Origin of the sequence: Rossellomorea aquimaris, assembly GCF_000935355.1 — a bacterium.
GTDB classification, from domain to species: domain Bacteria; phylum Bacillota; class Bacilli; order Bacillales; family Bacillaceae_B; genus Rossellomorea; species Rossellomorea aquimaris_B.
This window is the reverse complement of sequence record NZ_JXZC01000003.1, coordinates 162,977-180,491: the sequence shown is the minus strand read 5'-3', so window position 1 is coordinate 180,491 and position 17,515 is coordinate 162,977. Positions and strand designations below refer to the sequence as shown.

The window sequence follows — 17,515 nt, the reverse complement described above, 5'->3', positions numbered from 1 at the left end:
TATATCCCCCTTAATTTGTTTGAACTTCTGTCTTTTCTAATAAATAAAATTGCGCATCCGTAATCTCTCGCAACTCCTCTACAGAAATTTCGGAGAGGATTTCAACTAGATACATTTTTTCCTCAATGAACTTGAATACAGCATGTTCCGTTACAATCATGTCTGCTTTTCTCACCCCACTGCTAGGAAAAGAGAGCTTTTTTACAATTTTTGAACTTCCCCCTTTAGACAAATGCATGGAAGCAATGATCATACGTTTCGCACCTGCAACCAAGTCCATGGCGCCTCCTACTCCGAGAATGGTTTCGCCTGGTACTGCCCAGTTGGCAACTTCCCCGGTTTGGTCCACCTGTAAAGCGCCAAGGACTGCTGTGTCGATATGACCTCCTCGTATCATCAAGAACGAATCTGAACTGTCAAATAAGGAGCTGCCGATATCCATGGAAACCGGCTTTTTACTTGCGCTGATCAAGTCCATATCAATGTTTGTATCAGGAGGTGTCGGTCCCATCCCGAGAAGTCCATTTTCAGATTGAAGGTAAACCTTTTTGTCACCTAGATAATCCGGAATGAGAGTGGGAATGCCGACTCCTAAATTAACAATTTCATCTTCGTTCAATTCTTGGGCAACCCTCTTAGCAATTGTGATTCTTTCATACTGACTCAACGTATCTTCCCCCTTCCTTCACGTAGCGGTTTTGAACGATATAGTCCACGTATAAATGTGGTGTGACGACTTCTTCGGGAGCAAATGAACCCGCTTCCACAATTTCATCCACCTCGGCTATTACAATCTTCGCAGCCGTTGCCATCACTGGATTGAAATTTCTTGCTGTCTTGTCATAAATTAAATTCCCCAGTGTATCAGCCTTCAGTGCCTTGATGATGGCTACATCCCCTTTAATAGCTTTTTCGAAAATGTAGGGTTCACCATCAATCTCTTTTTCTTCTTTTCCTTCAGCCAGTTTCGTCCCCACACCTGTTTTCGTATAGAAACCACCGATTCCAGCCCCGCCACAGCGAATCGCTTCTGCTAATGTCCCCTGGGGAATGAGTTCAATTTCCAATTCACCCTTTGACCAGGCTTTGACTGCGTCCCGGTTGGTGGTGAAGTATGATCCCTTTGCTTTTTTTAGCTTTCCGGCAATTAAAAGTTTTCCGAGGCCTCGCCCTTCCTCTCCCAGGTTATTGCTGATAATCGTTAGATTGTCTTTATCTGAATTCACCAGTTCATCAATCAGGGTCAGCGGTGTCCCGGAAAGCCCAAAACCTCCGACCAACAATGTGTCACCACTATGAATGTGTAGAAGTGCATCATCCAGACTTAATCGTTTCTTCATCATGTTCCTCCCCTTGTTTTTGAGATACCGAGTAATTCACATAAGTAGCAAATGATTTTATTGCTGTGCTTTCATGAAAGAAATATGGCTTCTTGGTCTCCTTCAAAATGTCTATGGCCAACTCATCGTTATATCCCTGAGACATAAAAATAGGGAGAAAAATACAATTACTTTCTTTCATCAACTGTTGAATATGCCCTGATAATATTTCATTTTGATAGTCTACTTGGAACGGAAATGGAACGATGATATTGTCATAGTCCCCTGATTCATGAAGTACCTCCAAGCAGGATGTCAGTTTGGAAAGATCGTCATAAACAATCGTGGTTACATCTAAAGGATTCATAAAGGCCTTCTCTATTCCCGTAATATGGATCATTTGTTTTTGCAAGTACTCAGATAGAGGCGGAAGGTCAATCCCATATTTATCGCATAAGTCCGCCAAGTAAATGGAAGTAGCACCAGCCCATGAGAAAATGACGGACCGCCCTCCCTTTGCCTTCTTGTAGGAGTCGAAAAGCCAGGAGATCGCCACCACTTCATCAATACTCTCTGCCTTTATTAACCCTGGATGATTGACCATATCCCATGGAATGGCGTAATCATTATTCCTGCCTAGATGATGCTTAACGGCAATCCTCGAAATCTTCGAGTGACCAATTGGAAGTAAGACAACAGGCTTACGCTGAAGATAAGCTTGATGAAGGAGACGGAAAAACCGCTCTTCTTCTGAAATCGATTCAATAACCAATAGAATCGTTTCTGTATCAGGATCATGTATCAAAAACTCAAAGCAGTCATTCATGTTGATATCCATCTCATTCCCAGGAGAAAGCCAGTAGGAAAACCCAAGACCTTTCTCATTCGCATCAAGTACGGCCCTTCCGATGCTTCCGCCATGACTGATCAAACCAACAGAGCCTTTATGAAAATTTTTCGGTTCGAATCGAGGTGAAAATGAGATTCCCCAATTTCCAATAAAGTGATAGAAACCAGGTGAGTTCGGTCCGTAAACCCTTGTATCTGTTCCCTTTACAATTGCTTTAAGTTCTTCTTCCCTGATGATTCCATCCGGACCGCTTTCGGAAAATCCTGAGCTTAGGATGATCACATTTTTCACTTGCTTTTCTACGCATTCTTTTAAAATTTTTGGGGTATGTATAAAAGGGATGATTATACATGCCAAATCGATCTCATCCTTAATCTCCAGTACATTTGGATAACAAGTCATCCCTGAAATCGAATCATAATTGGGATTAACAAGATAGATATCCCCAGCGAATTTTGATTTTTGGAGATTGACCATCACACGTCCGGCATTCTGATGAAATCTCTCAGAAGCACCTATGATTGCAATGCTTTTAGGGGAAACGATGGGTAGTAGTGTACTCATAATTTTAATGATCCCCCTTCTAATTTTTTAACCTTCCTTACAATGGTAGAAGGATTCACCTTAAGAGCCCGGGCTATGCCGCGGTAAGACTTTTCTGTGAGCGACGCCTTATAAATAAGCTCTCTTTCCAGCTCTTCTATCGCTTCCTTCAGTGGTAAAATTTCATTCACCACAATAGCTTTATCAGTAACTGTTTTTTGTTCATCCGTTTTAGTAAACAGTGAACGTACATCGTTTTCACTAACTTCATAGTTTGTAGCTGTTACATATAATCTTTCGAGAATATTGACTAGCTCCCTCACATTACCCGGCCATCTGTAGCTGCTAAGAACTTGTATGGCTTTCGTTGTAAATCTGAGATGCTTATCATATTTGGAAGCAAACATTCTTGAATACGTATCGACCAGGAGCGGTATATCCTCCATTCTCTTTCTTAAAGGTGGAATGGAAATCGGTATGACATTCAATCGATAGAATAAGTCTTCACGAAAGTTTCCTTCTTGGACCAGTTCTTGCAGGTCTTCATTGGTAGCAGCAATGACACGGACATCTATCTTCTTGGGAGCTGCTGAACCTACCCGGGTTATCTCCATTTCCTGAAGGACCCGTAATAGTTTCACTTGAAGATGGGTAGGGATCTCTCCAATCTCATCGAGAAAAATCGTTCCATTGTTTGCTTGTTCAAACAATCCGGCTTTCCCTTTTTTTAAGGCACCCGTAAATGCTCCTCCCTCATACCCAAACAGCTCTGATTCCATAAGGGTTTCTGGTATTGCTCCACAGTTTACTTTAACGAATGGCTGGTCCGTCCTTGGGCTGGCCTGTTGAATTAATTTTGCTATTTCCTCTTTTCCTACTCCAGATTCACCTGTTAATAACACTGTGACATCTACTTTAGCCACCTGTTCCACGGTTTCAATCAACCTCTTCATTTCTGAAGATTCAGCTATGAAGGTACCTGTTTTCTCAGATAAGTGTAAGGTCTCTAATAATGACTTTGCTTTCTCAAGCTCATTCCTCAATGCATCAAACTCGGACATATCTTTCACATAAATGACAATTCTCTCGATCATATGATTGCTACTATTTTTAATGGGGTTCGCGGTAATGATCAAAGAATTATCGTTGCCAATGCTTGGTTCCATGACATTATGTCGTTTGCCCTTTGCTACCACTTTGTTGACGATCTCTTTAATAAAGTCTGGTGTCTCATGTGTCTCGGAATCGAGATTAAAAAGAGAACAAAAGCTTTGATTACTTTTAATAATGATTCCTTCTCCATCTGTAATACAGATTCCATCGGTTGAGTTTTCCAGTACACTTTCCTGTTCCCTTAAAAGCTGTTTAACGGATTCAAGTTCATTCGAAACAAATTCTATTTCTGAAATATCCTGAAAGACGCCTACTGCCCCAGTAAGGGTTTCACCATCATAGAGTGGTGTTCGGTGCGTTAAATACATTCTTCTTCCCACACGATATTTTTCCGTGTGTCCTTTACCAGTTCGGATGACATTCAGCAAGCCACTCGGTGTTACGACATCCGTCAAAAATTTGCCGATTGCTTTTTCTTTTGACGTCATAGCCATTTTTTCAGCAGGAGGGTTGATCGATGTGATTTTCCCTTCAAGATCAATGGAGAGGATACCATTATGGGCAGACTTGAAAATTGCATCCCAACGGCTGACTTCCAGTTGAGAGAACTTTGCATAGGAAGTCAAATACTGATCTTTAGTCAAGAATCCAGAAATCTGTCCGTTCTTATTGAGCACCGGCCAAATACCATGCTCCATTTCTGTTATATGTTTTAATTCATCTGTTTCCTTTAAAAAATGAAAGTTCGTTATATGAATGTCAGATAGTGTGCATTTGTTTTTTAGCAAGCCTCTTAAAAGATCAATCTCTGTGAAACACCCCACCAGCTCATCCTTAATGTTATAAACCAACCCGCCCTTCACTCGAGATTCTAGTAAACGATTTGCAACAGCTTCAATGTAATCGTTTTCAAAATACTTTATAGAAGTACTAGTCATTGCATCTTTCACTAACAATGTGCTCGCTCCCTCTGAGTAATCCACTCATTTATTTCAATTGCAAGAAATGTGCCAACATTAAAAATACTATAAAATACTGATTATTCTAATGTTTTACAATATTTAAACTATAAATTAGATCCTAATATGTTGCAATAGCGCAACATGTGTTGCGTGAGTGCCATTATGCAGCAGGGAATAAGGTCGAAAAATAGGAAAAAGACCAATGTGTCTTTTATTCATTAAAAAAACGTTGCGTTTTAGCAACGTTTTACTCTATTGAATCATGGGGACAGTTCTTATGCTTCTTCTTAATACAATGAGTAGAAGTAGAACCATCCCTGCACTTTCACTGGGGAAGACCGAGATGATTGTGCGGAAATTGTGTCGGATTAGGTGAAAGCCCATAAACATACAAAAAAGGCTGCCCGAAAAGTATTTCGACTTTACGAACAACCCTCCAACTTAACTTATTATTTTTCTGTAAAACTTTTAACCCTGTTCCCATATCAGATGCGACAACATAATTCTGGTCTACGAAAACTCCCCAAATGTTTGCACTCGCAAGAACATATTTGCCGATTAATATGAGAATATTTTAATATAATGTCAACATACTTATTCTAGCATTTGGTTCCACTCAACAATCCGTATCGAATTCTTGAGTTCTGCTGCCTCAGAATAAAAAAGAAGCACGGGAACCGTCCCCTTGCTTCACTCCTTCCTATTCCCCCACTCCTCAAGCGTCATCATCTCAAACGCTTCTTCATGATCCAATCGCAATGGAGCGATGAATTCAAGTGAATTTCCGTCGGGATCAACGAAATACAGACAAGCATGGGCCTGTGGATTGTTTGGAAGGACGATCGGCTGCCGTTCTGGTGAAAACCCGAACGCTTCCCTCACCTCGACTCCTCTTTCTTTTAGCCATTCCTTCGCCTTTATGATATCCTCCACTTCGACATGAAAGGCAATATGCCGGATGGAAGCATGATACGGGAGATTTACCTCCTCTGCCTCCCACAACCCAAGCCAGCTTTTCCCTTTCTCAATCCAGACAAAGGAAACCCTCTCGTTGTCATACGCCAGTTCCAAACCAAGCTTTTGATAGAAATCGATTGATTTCCCCATATCACTTACAGGTAGATGTGCCTCATATAACCCTTTAATCATGATGATACCTCCTTTTTCTTCATCATACTATCCATGACACAACAACGGCTCCGGAATTCGTGTGATGTTTGTCTAAGACTTTTGATGGAAGACTATAAGATCGAAGCTACAGGGTCTGGTCCCCCCGGCTCTAAAAAAATGAAGCAAGAGGATTGCCCCCTTGCTTCAATCAAATATATTAGCTTCCTAATTCTTTCTTCACTGTTTCCAGCGTTTTATTTTTGTATTTTGTTTTTGCTTTCGGTGCACGTGGATCGGTAGGATTTTGTTTGCCATAGTTCGTTTCGATGAATTTGAAATCATTCATATCAACAATACCGTCAAAGTTGATATCCGCATCACGGTGATCCGTTCCCCAGTATGTTTGCACATAGATGGCGTCCATGATATCAATGACCTGGTCACCGTTGACATCTCCTGCTATCATCTGAGGAAAGCCCTCGGTGTCAAATTCGCCTCGAATCTTATCCCCGATTTGCTTAAAGACCGTGAATGGGTTGCTATATTTAAAGTGCCCCGGTACATGGATGGTGTAGGTGAATTCTTTGTCTGTAATCGGCAATTTAACATAAAGTCTTGGATATTCAGCAATCCCGTTATTCTCCATGACAATCGTTCCGTCGTACTGATTGTTGGAATCATCTGTAGCATATCCGTCAATTCCTGCTTTGGTAAAATCATTTCCAAACGGAATCCCTTCTGCGAAAATAGGAACTTTCACTTGTGAAAAGGACGGGTCAACATAAGATTCCACAGCTACACTAGGAAGAGAGACTTCAGTGCCTTCCCCATTCGTATAGGTAGACGTTATATTTTGTAATTGTAAAACACCCTCATAGTATTTTTCATCTTTGACTTTCACTTTTACATTCACAGCCGGGGTGGTGCCGGTTAGACCCTCAGGATCATTAATGGTCAAATGAATGGTCTGCTTTCTCGTTCCATTTCCACCTGCAGCATCCTCATGATTCATTCGGACGCTTGCCTTTTTCTCCAATTCCGGATGGACGGTTACACTTTCTATCTCAAAATGGTCGCTCAAATAATCAAAAGCAATGGTTTGATCTTTGATTCCTGACGTATGATTCATTTTGATCGTATAGGTGACAGTTTCTCCCATCATCGGGTTGATCTTGTCCGGTGTCGCATCTACGTATGGTGTTCCTTTTTTGACGAAGTAGGTGGCATGTGCGTTTGGATAATTCACCGCACTCGATATTCCGACACCGAAGAATCGAACCGGAAGAATCGGAAGGGAATCATCAAGCGGCAGGTTAGCTGCAAATGTTCCATCCGGATTCAAGGGAACTTCTGCATTTGGCGCATATTTAGGAATATTGATATATTGGTTGAACTTTGGAACCTCTTTATTGTAGTATAATACAACCTCGTTGGAAGCCTGGTTAACATCGAACCCATACTTCTTCATGTGGTCGATATTTTCTTCCTGGATGCTTCCCTCTACCCGAACGGATGTCTGTCCTTCTTCATATTCATAGACACCATGTGGCAGGGAGGTGATAGAGAATTCAGGGGCAGAATTATCTACAAACACATATTGATCTTTGGTAAATGTGTTCCCCTGATCGTCTGTTGCAACGGCCCTTAGTGTATAATTACCTGGTTTAACGAACTGAGCCACCACATTCGAGAATTGAGATTGCAAGTATTCAGGATCCGTTGAAAACGGCTCTTTCTGATCTCCAATGAATGGTAAATAAAAACCGGTATTCAATACTAAATTACCGTTATTTGGCTTTACATTTAATCCACTGACAAACCCACCATGACCGACTATATCATCCGTTTCCGGATCTACGTATAAGAAATCCACTCGTTTGATATGACCTTTCACCTGATAATTCATCATAAGATAATTCTTCATAAAGGGATTGACATCTGAATACCCCACTGACGCCATCGTTTGGCCGGATACAATGTCGAACTTCTCAAATTTATTTTCTTCATATGTTACACCAAAAGGGATTTGGTACGTTTCAGATGGATCTTCTATGTTTGTATAGGTCACATAACCTTCGTATGTCCCCTTTTCTGCTGTCTTTGGAATAGAGAGAAAAACAGACGTTTTTTTACTTTTGTTCCCTTTTACAGTGATGGTATCGGTGGTTGTGACGTTTACTCCATTTTTTTCTGCGTCTTTAGATTCACGCAATCCTGTTTGGAATTGTACCTTCACATCAAATGTTTTATCCTTTTTCCCATTGTTGGTAAGCTTTACAGAACGTTTATCCAACATGTGATCCCCTGTGTAAACGACTCGACCGAAACTAAGACCTCCTGTTTCTTCATCGATCGTCTCGGTTTCCCCGTTTTCAATCAGTTGAGTTTCATCTGTTACTGTGATTTCCATTGTTGAATGAATGGCTTCATACGGATCCACATGCCCTGCCCCCTGCTCAAATACGCTGTAAGGCTTGCTTAATGGATCTGCTGTGTTCATCAGGATCGTTTTAATATCGGACGGACTCAGATCAGGATTGGATCCAATTAACAGTGCCGATATCCCCGCTACTACCGGAGCCGACATGGAGGTACCGGAAAATCGTTGATACGCGTATTGATAATCGTCCCCTTTATCCCCGTTCACTACATCAGACGGAACGGTGGACATCATAGAGACCCCGGGAGCCGTCACTTCAGGTTTTATATCATAATTTGTACGGGATGGTCCGCGGGAACTGAATTCTGCCAGCGTGCCGCCTTTTGTTTTCTCTTCTTTCATTTCTCCAAATGTAAAGTTGTTCTGACCAGATTCAAGCTTTTCTTTCAAAGCCAGTCCTTCTGCATTGTTTAATGAGAAAGTTGGAATATACTCCCGTCCTTCTGCAAAATACGCAGGGATATGCCCTTCTTCCGGATTATCATTGAATAGGAGCACGGCAGCTGCACCATGTTCCTTTGCAGCCAGGATCTTATTCACTAGTGGAATGCTTTGTCCCCTGCTTATAAGGGCAATCTTGCCTTCCAGATCCTTTCCTGTGAAATCAGCTTCCGCTCCCATACCAGCATAAACAATTGGAAGGGTCTCTTTCTCTAGCTGGTCAAGATCATCCCCGTATCCTATTGCCATGAGACGCAAGTCTACAGACAATGCATCCAATGATCCTGTAGACGTAGAGAGCGTCACAGGTACATCGTTTGCCCCTACCGTGAGCGCCAGTGCAGCTGCACTCGGAGTACCCAGCGTATACATGGCATTCCCTGAATTCCCGGCAGAAAGCACCATTGTTACCCCGCTTAATACGGCATGGTTTACAGCCATGCTCACAGGGTTCATCGGATCATTCAAGGCACCGCTGAGTGACAGGTTCATTACATCCATGCCGTCCTCAATCCCTTGTTCAATCCCTGCCATCACATTTTCAAACGTTCCAGATCCATATGGGCCCAACACACGGTAAGCATGCAATTCAGCATCGGGTGCAATCCCTTTTGTGGCGAATTTACTCTGATTCGTCCCTTGACCGGCAACCGTCCCTGACACATGGGTACCATGACTTGTATAATAGACTCTGCCACCCGAAACTTCCGGCCTTCCTGAATCCTTCCAGTCCTCATAGGTGGTTTCCATTGGATCTTCATCATTATCGACAAAGTCATATCCACCTTTATAAGCCGCTTTCAAATCAGGATGGTTATAGTCGATACCTGTATCAAGCACTCCCACTTTCGTGCCTTTCCCTGTGAATCCTTCTTCATGGAGCTTGTCCACTTGTAGGTAGGAACGTTCATCTGACATGCCGATCCCGGTGTGTTCCGCATTGATATCTGCTGCTTGAACAAGTGGTTCTACTTGAACTTCAGCATCACTGTACACAGCTTTAACGGCATTGGATTGCAATAATTCTTTCGCTTGATTGGCCGGGAGTTTCATAGAAACACCGTTAAAGGCTTTTTTATACGATCGTTTTACTATGTATCCAGCGTTTTTGCCCTTCCCTTTTCCATCCAATATCTTATCCAGGTCTTTATTAAATGCATCATGTTCTTTCTCGACTTGAGCTTTGGCTTGTGCTTCAGACAAGTCTTTTCCTTCTGCTTTGGCTTTTATGACTGCCACTTTGGGCGGACTCTGTTTAAATTCTACGATAACAGAAATTTCTTCCGTACTATCCTGATCTATCTCCGGTGCCAGATGCAAACCTGTTTGATTGATCGATTGCAGCTTCACAAGGGCTTCCCTTTGTTCTGGAGACAATTCTTGAAGTGCCTGCTCAGTGGGTGAAGAACCTGGTTGAGCCTCTCCCTTCACCGAGTCTTGGATTAAAACATCCGGTATCTTAGAAGCAGCCTGTGCTTCTGAAGGCAGACCAGAATACGATACTGGCAGACTTCCAGAAATGAGCCCTGCCCCTAACGCAATGATGGTCGCTTTTTGCAGCTTTTTTTTCATTCCGTGTTTTCTCTCCCCTATCAAACTATATTTTTACTAACCGTTCATATTAAATTATTTCCGTTATTCTGTCATAAAGCAATTGGGTTATTGCAGGTACCTTGGGTATAGGCACCATCCCTTATATGTGCAAAAAACGACACAAATCAACATAAACTCCATGCCGGATTAACCCAATCATTTTCATTCAAAAGACTTAATAGTATAGAGGATTACTACTGCCAACTCATAAAAAAAGAAGCAAGGGGACCCCTTGCTTCTTTCCTTCACTCATCAATCCCTTTCACCATTTTCGCCGGAACCCCTGCAACCACCACATTTTCCGGAACGTCCTTCGTCACGACAGCTCCTGCCGCAATGACGGAGTTGTCCCCGATGGTGACGCCAGGCAGGATGGTGGCATTGGAGCCGATCCATACGTTCTTCCCGATCGTGACCGGGGAGACGAATGTGGTATTTCGAGTCTCCAGAGGTAATCCGTGATTCAGTGTCGCAATCGTTACATTCATACCGATCAGTGAACCGTCTCCGATGTGAATGCCCCCTCTGTCTTGGAAGGAACACCCTGTGTTGAAGAACGCGTTCTTCCCGATGTGGATGTTCTTTCCAAAGTCCGTATAGAATGGCGGGAAGCACATGAACGACGAATCCACTTCGGTACCGGTCAGTTCGCTGAAGATCTCGACGATTTCTTCCTTGGAATGATAAGAAGTATTCAATTCCATCGTGATCCTTTGTGCTTCGTAGCTGCATTGAGTCAGCAGGCCATGAAGTTCTTTATCTTCACCTGAAATTGGGTTGCCTTCCCTGCAAAACTCGAGGAACTTCTCCATATCCATAATCTTGTCACCTGCCTTGTCTGTAATCAGATCGTGCTCGTATCAATGACGAAACGATACTTCACATCAGAATTCAATACCCGTTCGTACGCTTCATCAATGTAATCAGCCGAAATCACTTCGATCTTAGGAACGATTCCATGTTCCCCGCAGAAATCGAGCATTTCCTGGGTCTCGTGGATGCCTCCGATCATGGAACCGGCAAAGGAACGGCGGTGACCAATCAGGGAGAACACATTGACTTCCAGTGGCTCTGCCGGTGCGCCGACGTTGACCATAGCGCCATCAAGCGTCAAGAGGGAGAGATACGCACTGATATCAATCTTGGCACTGACCGTGTTGATGATCAGATCGAATGTGCCGGCAAGTTTCTCGAACGTTTCCGGTTCAGTGGTGGCATAATAAGCTTCTGCCCCGAATTCAAGACCATCTTCTTTTTTGTTCAACGTACGTGAAAGAACCGATACCTCAGCTCCCATGGCATGTGCGATCTTGACCGCCATATGACCGAGTCCACCCATACCGACAACGGCTACTTTCTTCCCTGGGCCTGCATTCCAATGGTTCAATGGAGAATACGTCGTAATCCCGGCACATAACAGAGGTGCCGCAGCGTCAAGCTCGATGTTGTCAGGGATGCGGAGGACGAAATCTTCTGTTACCACGATATGGGTGGAATAACCGCCTTGTGTCGGCTCGCCATATTTGTCCACACCTGCGTAGGTCGGTACGTTTCCTTTGAGGCAGTACTGCTCCTCTCCGTCATGGCAGTTCTTACATTCACCACAGGAATCAACCATGCAGCCTACCCCTACCCGGTCGCCGGCTTTGTACTTCGTAACCCCGGAACCGACTTCTGTGACGATTCCCGCAATTTCGTGTCCAGGTACGAGCGGATACTTCACTTCTCCCCAGTCTCCGTGTGCCGTATGGATATCAGAGTGACAGATTCCCGCATATTTAATTTCAATCAGAACATCATGCTGATCCAGATCGCGTCTCTCGATTTCCGCCTCTCTGAAAGATTTGTCAGGACCGTCAACAGCTCGTGCTTTAGCAATTACCATGAATAAAAACCTCCTGTAATAGTAGCTTTCAAGAGACAGGTGAACAAACCTGATGAACTCTTGTTACATTCATGGTAATCCCTAGAGTTCACTCTAGGTCAAGAGATAACCATTAGCGAATCTGCTTTGACAGCGAAGGAAAACCGTGCTACGATTTTTCCACAAACATAGAGTTAACTCGACGTCTAGATTAATAGAAAGGGAGAGCGAAGATGAAGACCTATTCAATTGGCGAAGTGGCAAAGAAGTTGAATCTCTCAATCTATACCCTGAGATACTACGACAAGGAAGGCCTCATGCCTTTTGTCGAACGGTCAGAAGCTGGCACACGTTTATTTAAAGAATCGGATATTGCCGCTTTACACATTATCGAATGCCTCAAATCCACCGGGATGCCGATCAAGGAGATCAAACATTTCATCGACTGGTGTGCAGAAGGCGATGCCACCCTGCAAAATCGATATGATATGTTCTTGGAAAGAAAAGCCACCGTAGAAGCAAAGATCAAAGAACTTCAGCAAACAATGGAAGTCATCGACCATAAATGCAGTTACTATAAGACCGCATTGGAAGCGGGTACGGAAGATGTTCATAAGGATAAGAGAATCGAGATTATCAACCCCTGAGGCTGCACCCGTTGCCATAGAATCCTAGGTATCACTGGGACGGTTCTCTGATGCTTTCACTCAATGTAAAAAGAAGCACGAGAACCGTCCTAGTGCCTCGCCGTCCTGACTTTTTGCGTGGTCAAGGCGATGGAAGAATCGTCAAGGTTCATATCCGATGGTACGTATGATGTGCAATCCAACCTACCTTAGGGAAGGGTTTGGTGGCTCACCCTCAAAAAAAGAACCACGGTACCTATCCCCGGGGTCCCCGTGGTTCCTCTCCCTACCACCAGCCCCCCACCGCTCTTTCCGGATCCGCAGGTCCACTGTAGCCCAGGGCATCATACACGAACTGAAATGCATTCAGGTCATGGGCCAGCACCGTGTGCCCCGCAAGATCAAAGGGATAATAATCCTGTAAGGTGATGTTCGACACGTCCTTCGATTCTGTCAGGAAAGACGAAGTGTATGGAACGATGACTTCATCTATCTTAGTGGCTACGTTGGTGTAAGAAACCTTTCCTGGAGTCTCGTCCCCTGCATTCAAGTTTTCGAGGAATGCTGAACCAACAAGCTGCTGACGGCAGGCGGTGCATTCCTTTAGAATCTCAGCCCCCACCCCTGTTGCGTATCCCAATCCTGCGAGTCCCTCTGTGCCGTGATGGGAAGGTGCCAGGCCGATCAGGTCATCTACTTTATCAGCACCGCCCAGGAACTTCAGATAATACCGGGGCATCATCCCTCCCTGGCTGTGACCGACGATGGACACTTTCTCGGCACCCGTGTGGGCAAGCACCTGATCAATGAAGATCTTCAATTCCATGGCTGATTCCTCTATCGGCCCGGTACTGTAGCCCGCCGTTGTCACCCCATAGTTTAAAGAATAGACGCAATACCCCTTTTTCTTTAGGATCGGGGCAAGCTCCACCCAGTTTTGGGCCATGGATTCAAAAGTCCCGGGAACAAGCACCACCGGAACAGGTCGGGCATCATCCGGTCGGCACGAGGGGTCGTTCGCTCCAAGAGGGGGCACTCCTTCCTCCACTAAGAAACTCCCTGTGGTTTCAGCATTTGCATGGCTTGTTCCCATTGATAGAGTCGTGAACATACACAAAGACATCACAGCCGTCATTACAACCTTTCTCATCCTATCCTAGCCTCCACTCATATTCTTTGATACTGTCTCATGGAACCGTCCGGATCCCTCTCCGTACTGTCAATCTGGAATTCTTCATACAATGGAACATCATCCTTCATGCAGTGACTGCCGCCTGTCTTGCTTCCCCTTTATGTAAGAACCCTTATCCTCACTGCTACTAAAAACAAGAAATACAGCTAAAAATGAAAGCGTTAACAATAGTAGTCTAACACATTCCTTATACTATGTACTGAATATTCAAAAAAATATACATATACTCACCATCAAAGGGTGCTTAAGCCGGGAAGAATAGGGGCAAGCATGGGGACGGTTCTGATGCTTCCTCTTAATATGATTAGAAGCAGGAGAACCATCACTGATCTTTCACCGGGGCAGATCGAGATGATTGTGCGGAAATTTTGTCGAAGTAGCTGTAAGCCATAAATATACAAAAAGGCTGCCCGAAAAGTATTTCTACTTTTCGAACAACCCTCCAACTTTACTTATTATTTTTCTGTAAAACTTTTAACCCTGTTCCCATATCAGATGCGAGAACATAATTCTGGTCTACGAAAACTCCCCAAATGTTTGCATTCGCAGGAACATATTTGCCAATCTGAACGGGTTGACTTGGGTTTGCAATGTCCACGGCTCTCACTCCGCCTGCGTAATGAGAAAGGTACAATGTATTTCCTTGTACTTTCGGATCGTGGACTGTTTTTCCAAACGTTACTTGCTTAGTCGGATCTTCTGGAATATCTTCTGTCAGATCTGTTTTAAATTCACTCAATAGTGTTGGATTTGTTACATCCTTAATGTCAAAGATTCTTGTGTAACCATATGATTGTTCGTAACCTGATTTGATTGGCGCATATACCTCTCTTGTTTCAACAAGTACCGTGCCGCCTTTTGCTAGTGCAGCCGAGTGTGCTGAACCTTGTTGGTCAGATGCGAAAGTTGTTCTTCCCGCATACTTCACGTTTTCAGGATTGGAGATATCTAAAATGATGGTTCCAAGGTCCCAGAAAGAAAGGAAAGCTGTTTTTCCTGTTTCATCTGCAAAAGTGCTATGGTTGAAGACAGGTCGCTTCTTGCCGTCTGGCGCGTTCCAGTTGTATCCGTCAAAGTCTTCACTTACTTCTGGCAGTGAACGTGGATCAAACTCGTAAAGTTTCTTCGGCTCAGCTGGATTTGTCACATCAACAAGCTGGAAGTCCTTCTCTTTTCCATGAGAATTGTAGTCTGCGTATGGATTTGCAGCGAGGACCAACACGCGATTTCCTTGTGTTGTTAAGTATAATTCATGTGTTCCTCTTGTTTTCTTGGTTACTTCATAGAATCCTAGCTTCTTAGGTTCATATGGGTTGGTTACGTCGTATAAAAGAAATCCACCCTTAGAATCCGGGTTGTTTACATTTAGTTGCTGAACAGAAACAACAGCTAAATCTCCTTTAAAAGATTTCGTATTTACCGTTTTAACAATTACCTTTTCCTGCCAGGTTCCAGGAATATCCTGATCTGCGAAAACAGCAACCTCTTTAGGGTTGGATGGGTCTTTCAAGTCAAACACACGAACTCCGCCGTTTCCACCTCCAGCAGTATGTGTTCCTGTGTAAGCAAATCCTTTATGTGCATACACGTCAGCCGTGCTGTTCTTTACACCTTCTCTAATTTCTTTCAAAGGGACAGCTGCCGTTTCGTGTAAATACCTTACGTTCTTACTTCCTTCTGTCACAGGAACAGAGCTAATCTCATCTGGGTTACGCTCTCCTTTTTCAATGTTAATGTCCCCTAGTTCATCGTGTGCATAGGCAGCTGGTAATAGGGATGAAACTGTTAACCCCGTGACTAGCGCTGTACTTAACAAAAATTTTCTTTTCAATATAATTCCTCCTCCAGATTTTTTGACAGAATCTCTACAAGAGGCAGATAACAAAAAGCCTTCTGAACTCATACATGAGAAAGAAGGCTTCCGAAAAGATCCGATTTCCTCTCATCTCTCAGCGTTCGCTGTTAGATTTAGCACCGTTTCCTACTGGCTATTCAGTACGAATGGTTGCCGGGTTTCATAGGGCTAATTCCCTCCACCTGCTCTTAATAAGAGTATGTCTATCAAATTACTTTGTATTATGACAATATTTTCATGTACTGTCAATATACTTATTCAAAAACTTTATAATCCTAGGATTGGACTAACTCTAAAATTGAGATTCCCTTCGGATGCACTCGCTACCGGTAACACAGGGACGATTCTGATGCTTCCACTCAATGTAAAAAGAAGCACGGGAACCGTCCCCGTACTTCCCAGTTCTTCTGCCAGCCTCTAATTTTTGAGAGATGGTCCTCCTAGTTATCTATAAAATACTCCTGAGTTCCCGTAATGAACAGCCACCTCTTTCTTAGGTCACTATCCCACCCCATATGAATACATATGAAGGGGAGGAGGAATGACCAGTATGATTCTTAAAATGATTGATTTGAGTTTGATGGCTGAACACCTGCCTGTTCATAAAGCTGAATTGGATAAGTTAGCCTCGTATATATGTACCATTCAAGACTCAGAAATCAAGCGGGCAGCGACAGAACAGTACATGATCATGGAGAACCATGTGAAAGTCATGATTGCTCTTATGGATCCTGTTCAAAATGAAACGATCAGTATTGAAGACCTCCATAAATGGGAACCTGTTCAATTTAGCTGTCAACAAAACGATATCGGCATGAGCGAGGAGAATATTCTAAAAGAACTGGCCACTAGTGCCGAATCCATGGCGAACAAAAATTTCAACTCCGGGTTAAGGATGAAAGCTGAAAATGTCCGCAATATTCATATTCATATGGCCCTGCAGCAAAGCACGATGCTTAACCGTTACAATGCCCTGATGAATAAATTCATCAAAGATACAGCTCCTGTAAGTTCAAGAAGAGAGCAGGAAGAAACGATGGAGACATTTAAAAAGATGTTTAACCTTTGAAAGTAACAAATAGAAGCACGGGGACGATTCCCGTGCTTCTTTAAAATGTCGCCGTATTCGCCTGATCAGCCTTCACACAATCAATCGCAATCACAAGTGCAAGAATAATAGTCTCCATTTCTTCCTCCAAAACCTGCACCTTGTAGCTGTCTCCCCAACTGAACCATTCCTTACCGACTTCACCTACGACTCTGCCCTCGTGTAACACATGAAAGTCCATATCCATCCAGTTTCCCTCTACTTCAATGCCTGCCGCATCTATGGAATACTTAGCTTTCAGAAAGGACAACTCCTTCTTGATCGTCACGACCTCTTGGCCATTCACCTCAACGAAGAACGTCGGAAGAAAGCTCAACACCTTCTTCGTGATCAGGGCCACCTTATCCTGGTCCTGGTTCATGATGGAGAATGTCTTCGGGACCTTCATGAAGCTTCCTTCGACATAATAGGCGTCCTTCTCGTCTTGGTCCTTTACGGTGAATTTTTCGCTGAGACTGAATACTTTTTGTTTGATGTAAAGCTGTTTCATCGTAATGCC

General features: G+C 43.5%; 13 protein-coding genes and 1 riboswitch. Of the genes, 2 read left to right on the top strand and 11 right to left on the bottom strand.

Annotated elements, in window-relative coordinates; all coding sequences use genetic code 11:
* Positions 1-10: 10 nt before the first annotated feature.
* From TV75_RS10440 to TV75_RS10405, 8 genes are all read right to left on the bottom strand, one after another.
* Positions 11-667, bottom strand: coding sequence for a 3-oxoacid CoA-transferase subunit B (locus TV75_RS10440; protein WP_044338688.1), 657 nt, complete (start codon positions 665-667; stop codon positions 11-13).
* Positions 654-1,340: a CoA transferase subunit A gene (locus tag TV75_RS10435; RefSeq protein ID WP_044338687.1), complete on the bottom strand. Its 687-nt coding sequence runs from the start codon at positions 1,338-1,340 to the stop codon at positions 654-656. The genes TV75_RS10440 and TV75_RS10435 overlap by 14 nt, the downstream gene beginning before the upstream one ends.
* Positions 1,315-2,733: a CoA-binding protein gene (locus TV75_RS10430; protein WP_044338686.1), complete on the bottom strand. Its 1,419-nt coding sequence runs from the start codon at positions 2,731-2,733 to the stop codon at positions 1,315-1,317. The genes TV75_RS10435 and TV75_RS10430 overlap by 26 nt, the downstream gene beginning before the upstream one ends.
* The gene (locus TV75_RS10425; RefSeq protein WP_172655695.1) at positions 2,730-4,781 is read right to left on the bottom strand and encodes a sigma 54-interacting transcriptional regulator; all 2,052 of its coding nucleotides are present in this window, start codon (positions 4,779-4,781) and stop codon (positions 2,730-2,732) included. Before TV75_RS10425 ends, TV75_RS10430 begins: the two co-directional genes overlap by 4 nt.
* Positions 4,782-5,477: 696 nt before the next feature.
* Positions 5,478-5,936, bottom strand: coding sequence for a VOC family protein (locus TV75_RS10420; RefSeq protein WP_044338685.1), 459 nt, complete (start codon positions 5,934-5,936; stop codon positions 5,478-5,480).
* A gap of 178 nt (positions 5,937-6,114) precedes the next feature.
* On the bottom strand, positions 6,115-10,350 hold the full coding sequence (locus tag TV75_RS10415; protein ID WP_052504519.1) for a S8 family serine peptidase: 4,236 nt from the start codon (positions 10,348-10,350) through the stop codon (positions 6,115-6,117).
* Between the two features lie 266 nt (positions 10,351-10,616).
* Entirely contained in the window at positions 10,617-11,189 is a 573-nt protein-coding gene (locus TV75_RS10410) for a sugar O-acetyltransferase (protein WP_044338684.1), read from the bottom strand.
* A gap of 26 nt (positions 11,190-11,215) precedes the next feature.
* A complete protein-coding gene (locus TV75_RS10405) occupies positions 11,216-12,256 on the bottom strand; it encodes an NAD(P)-dependent alcohol dehydrogenase (RefSeq protein ID WP_044338683.1) in 1,041 nt (346 codons plus the stop codon).
* Between the two features lie 212 nt (positions 12,257-12,468).
* On the opposite strand from TV75_RS10405, the gene TV75_RS10400 reads away from it, so the two are divergent.
* The gene (locus TV75_RS10400) at positions 12,469-12,882 is read left to right on the top strand and encodes a MerR family transcriptional regulator (protein WP_044338682.1); all 414 of its coding nucleotides are present in this window, start codon (positions 12,469-12,471) and stop codon (positions 12,880-12,882) included.
* A gap of 265 nt (positions 12,883-13,147) precedes the next feature.
* Here TV75_RS10400 and TV75_RS10395 read toward each other — a convergent pair whose 3' ends face one another.
* Together TV75_RS10395 and TV75_RS10390 are read right to left on the bottom strand one after the other, a co-directional pair.
* Positions 13,148-14,011 carry an esterase/lipase family protein gene (locus TV75_RS10395; protein WP_156142391.1) on the bottom strand — a complete coding sequence of 288 codons (864 nt, stop codon included), beginning with the start codon at positions 14,009-14,011 and terminating at the stop codon, positions 13,148-13,150.
* A gap of 490 nt (positions 14,012-14,501) precedes the next feature.
* Positions 14,502-15,884 carry an LVIVD repeat-containing protein gene (locus tag TV75_RS10390; protein ID WP_044338681.1) on the bottom strand — a complete coding sequence of 461 codons (1,383 nt, stop codon included), beginning with the start codon at positions 15,882-15,884 and terminating at the stop codon, positions 14,502-14,504.
* A gap of 108 nt (positions 15,885-15,992) precedes the next feature.
* Positions 15,993-16,106, bottom strand: a riboswitch (SAM riboswitch).
* Between the two features lie 343 nt (positions 16,107-16,449).
* On the opposite strand from TV75_RS10390, the gene TV75_RS10385 reads away from it, so the two are divergent.
* Positions 16,450-16,977 carry a hypothetical protein gene (locus TV75_RS10385; protein ID WP_156142389.1) on the top strand — a complete coding sequence of 176 codons (528 nt, stop codon included), beginning with the start codon at positions 16,450-16,452 and terminating at the stop codon, positions 16,975-16,977.
* 40 nt (positions 16,978-17,017) lie between these two features.
* On the opposite strand, the gene TV75_RS10380 is transcribed toward TV75_RS10385, so the two are convergent.
* Positions 17,018-17,506, bottom strand: coding sequence for an LURP-one-related/scramblase family protein (locus tag TV75_RS10380; RefSeq protein ID WP_044338962.1), 489 nt, complete (start codon positions 17,504-17,506; stop codon positions 17,018-17,020).
* Positions 17,507-17,515 lie beyond the last annotated feature (9 nt).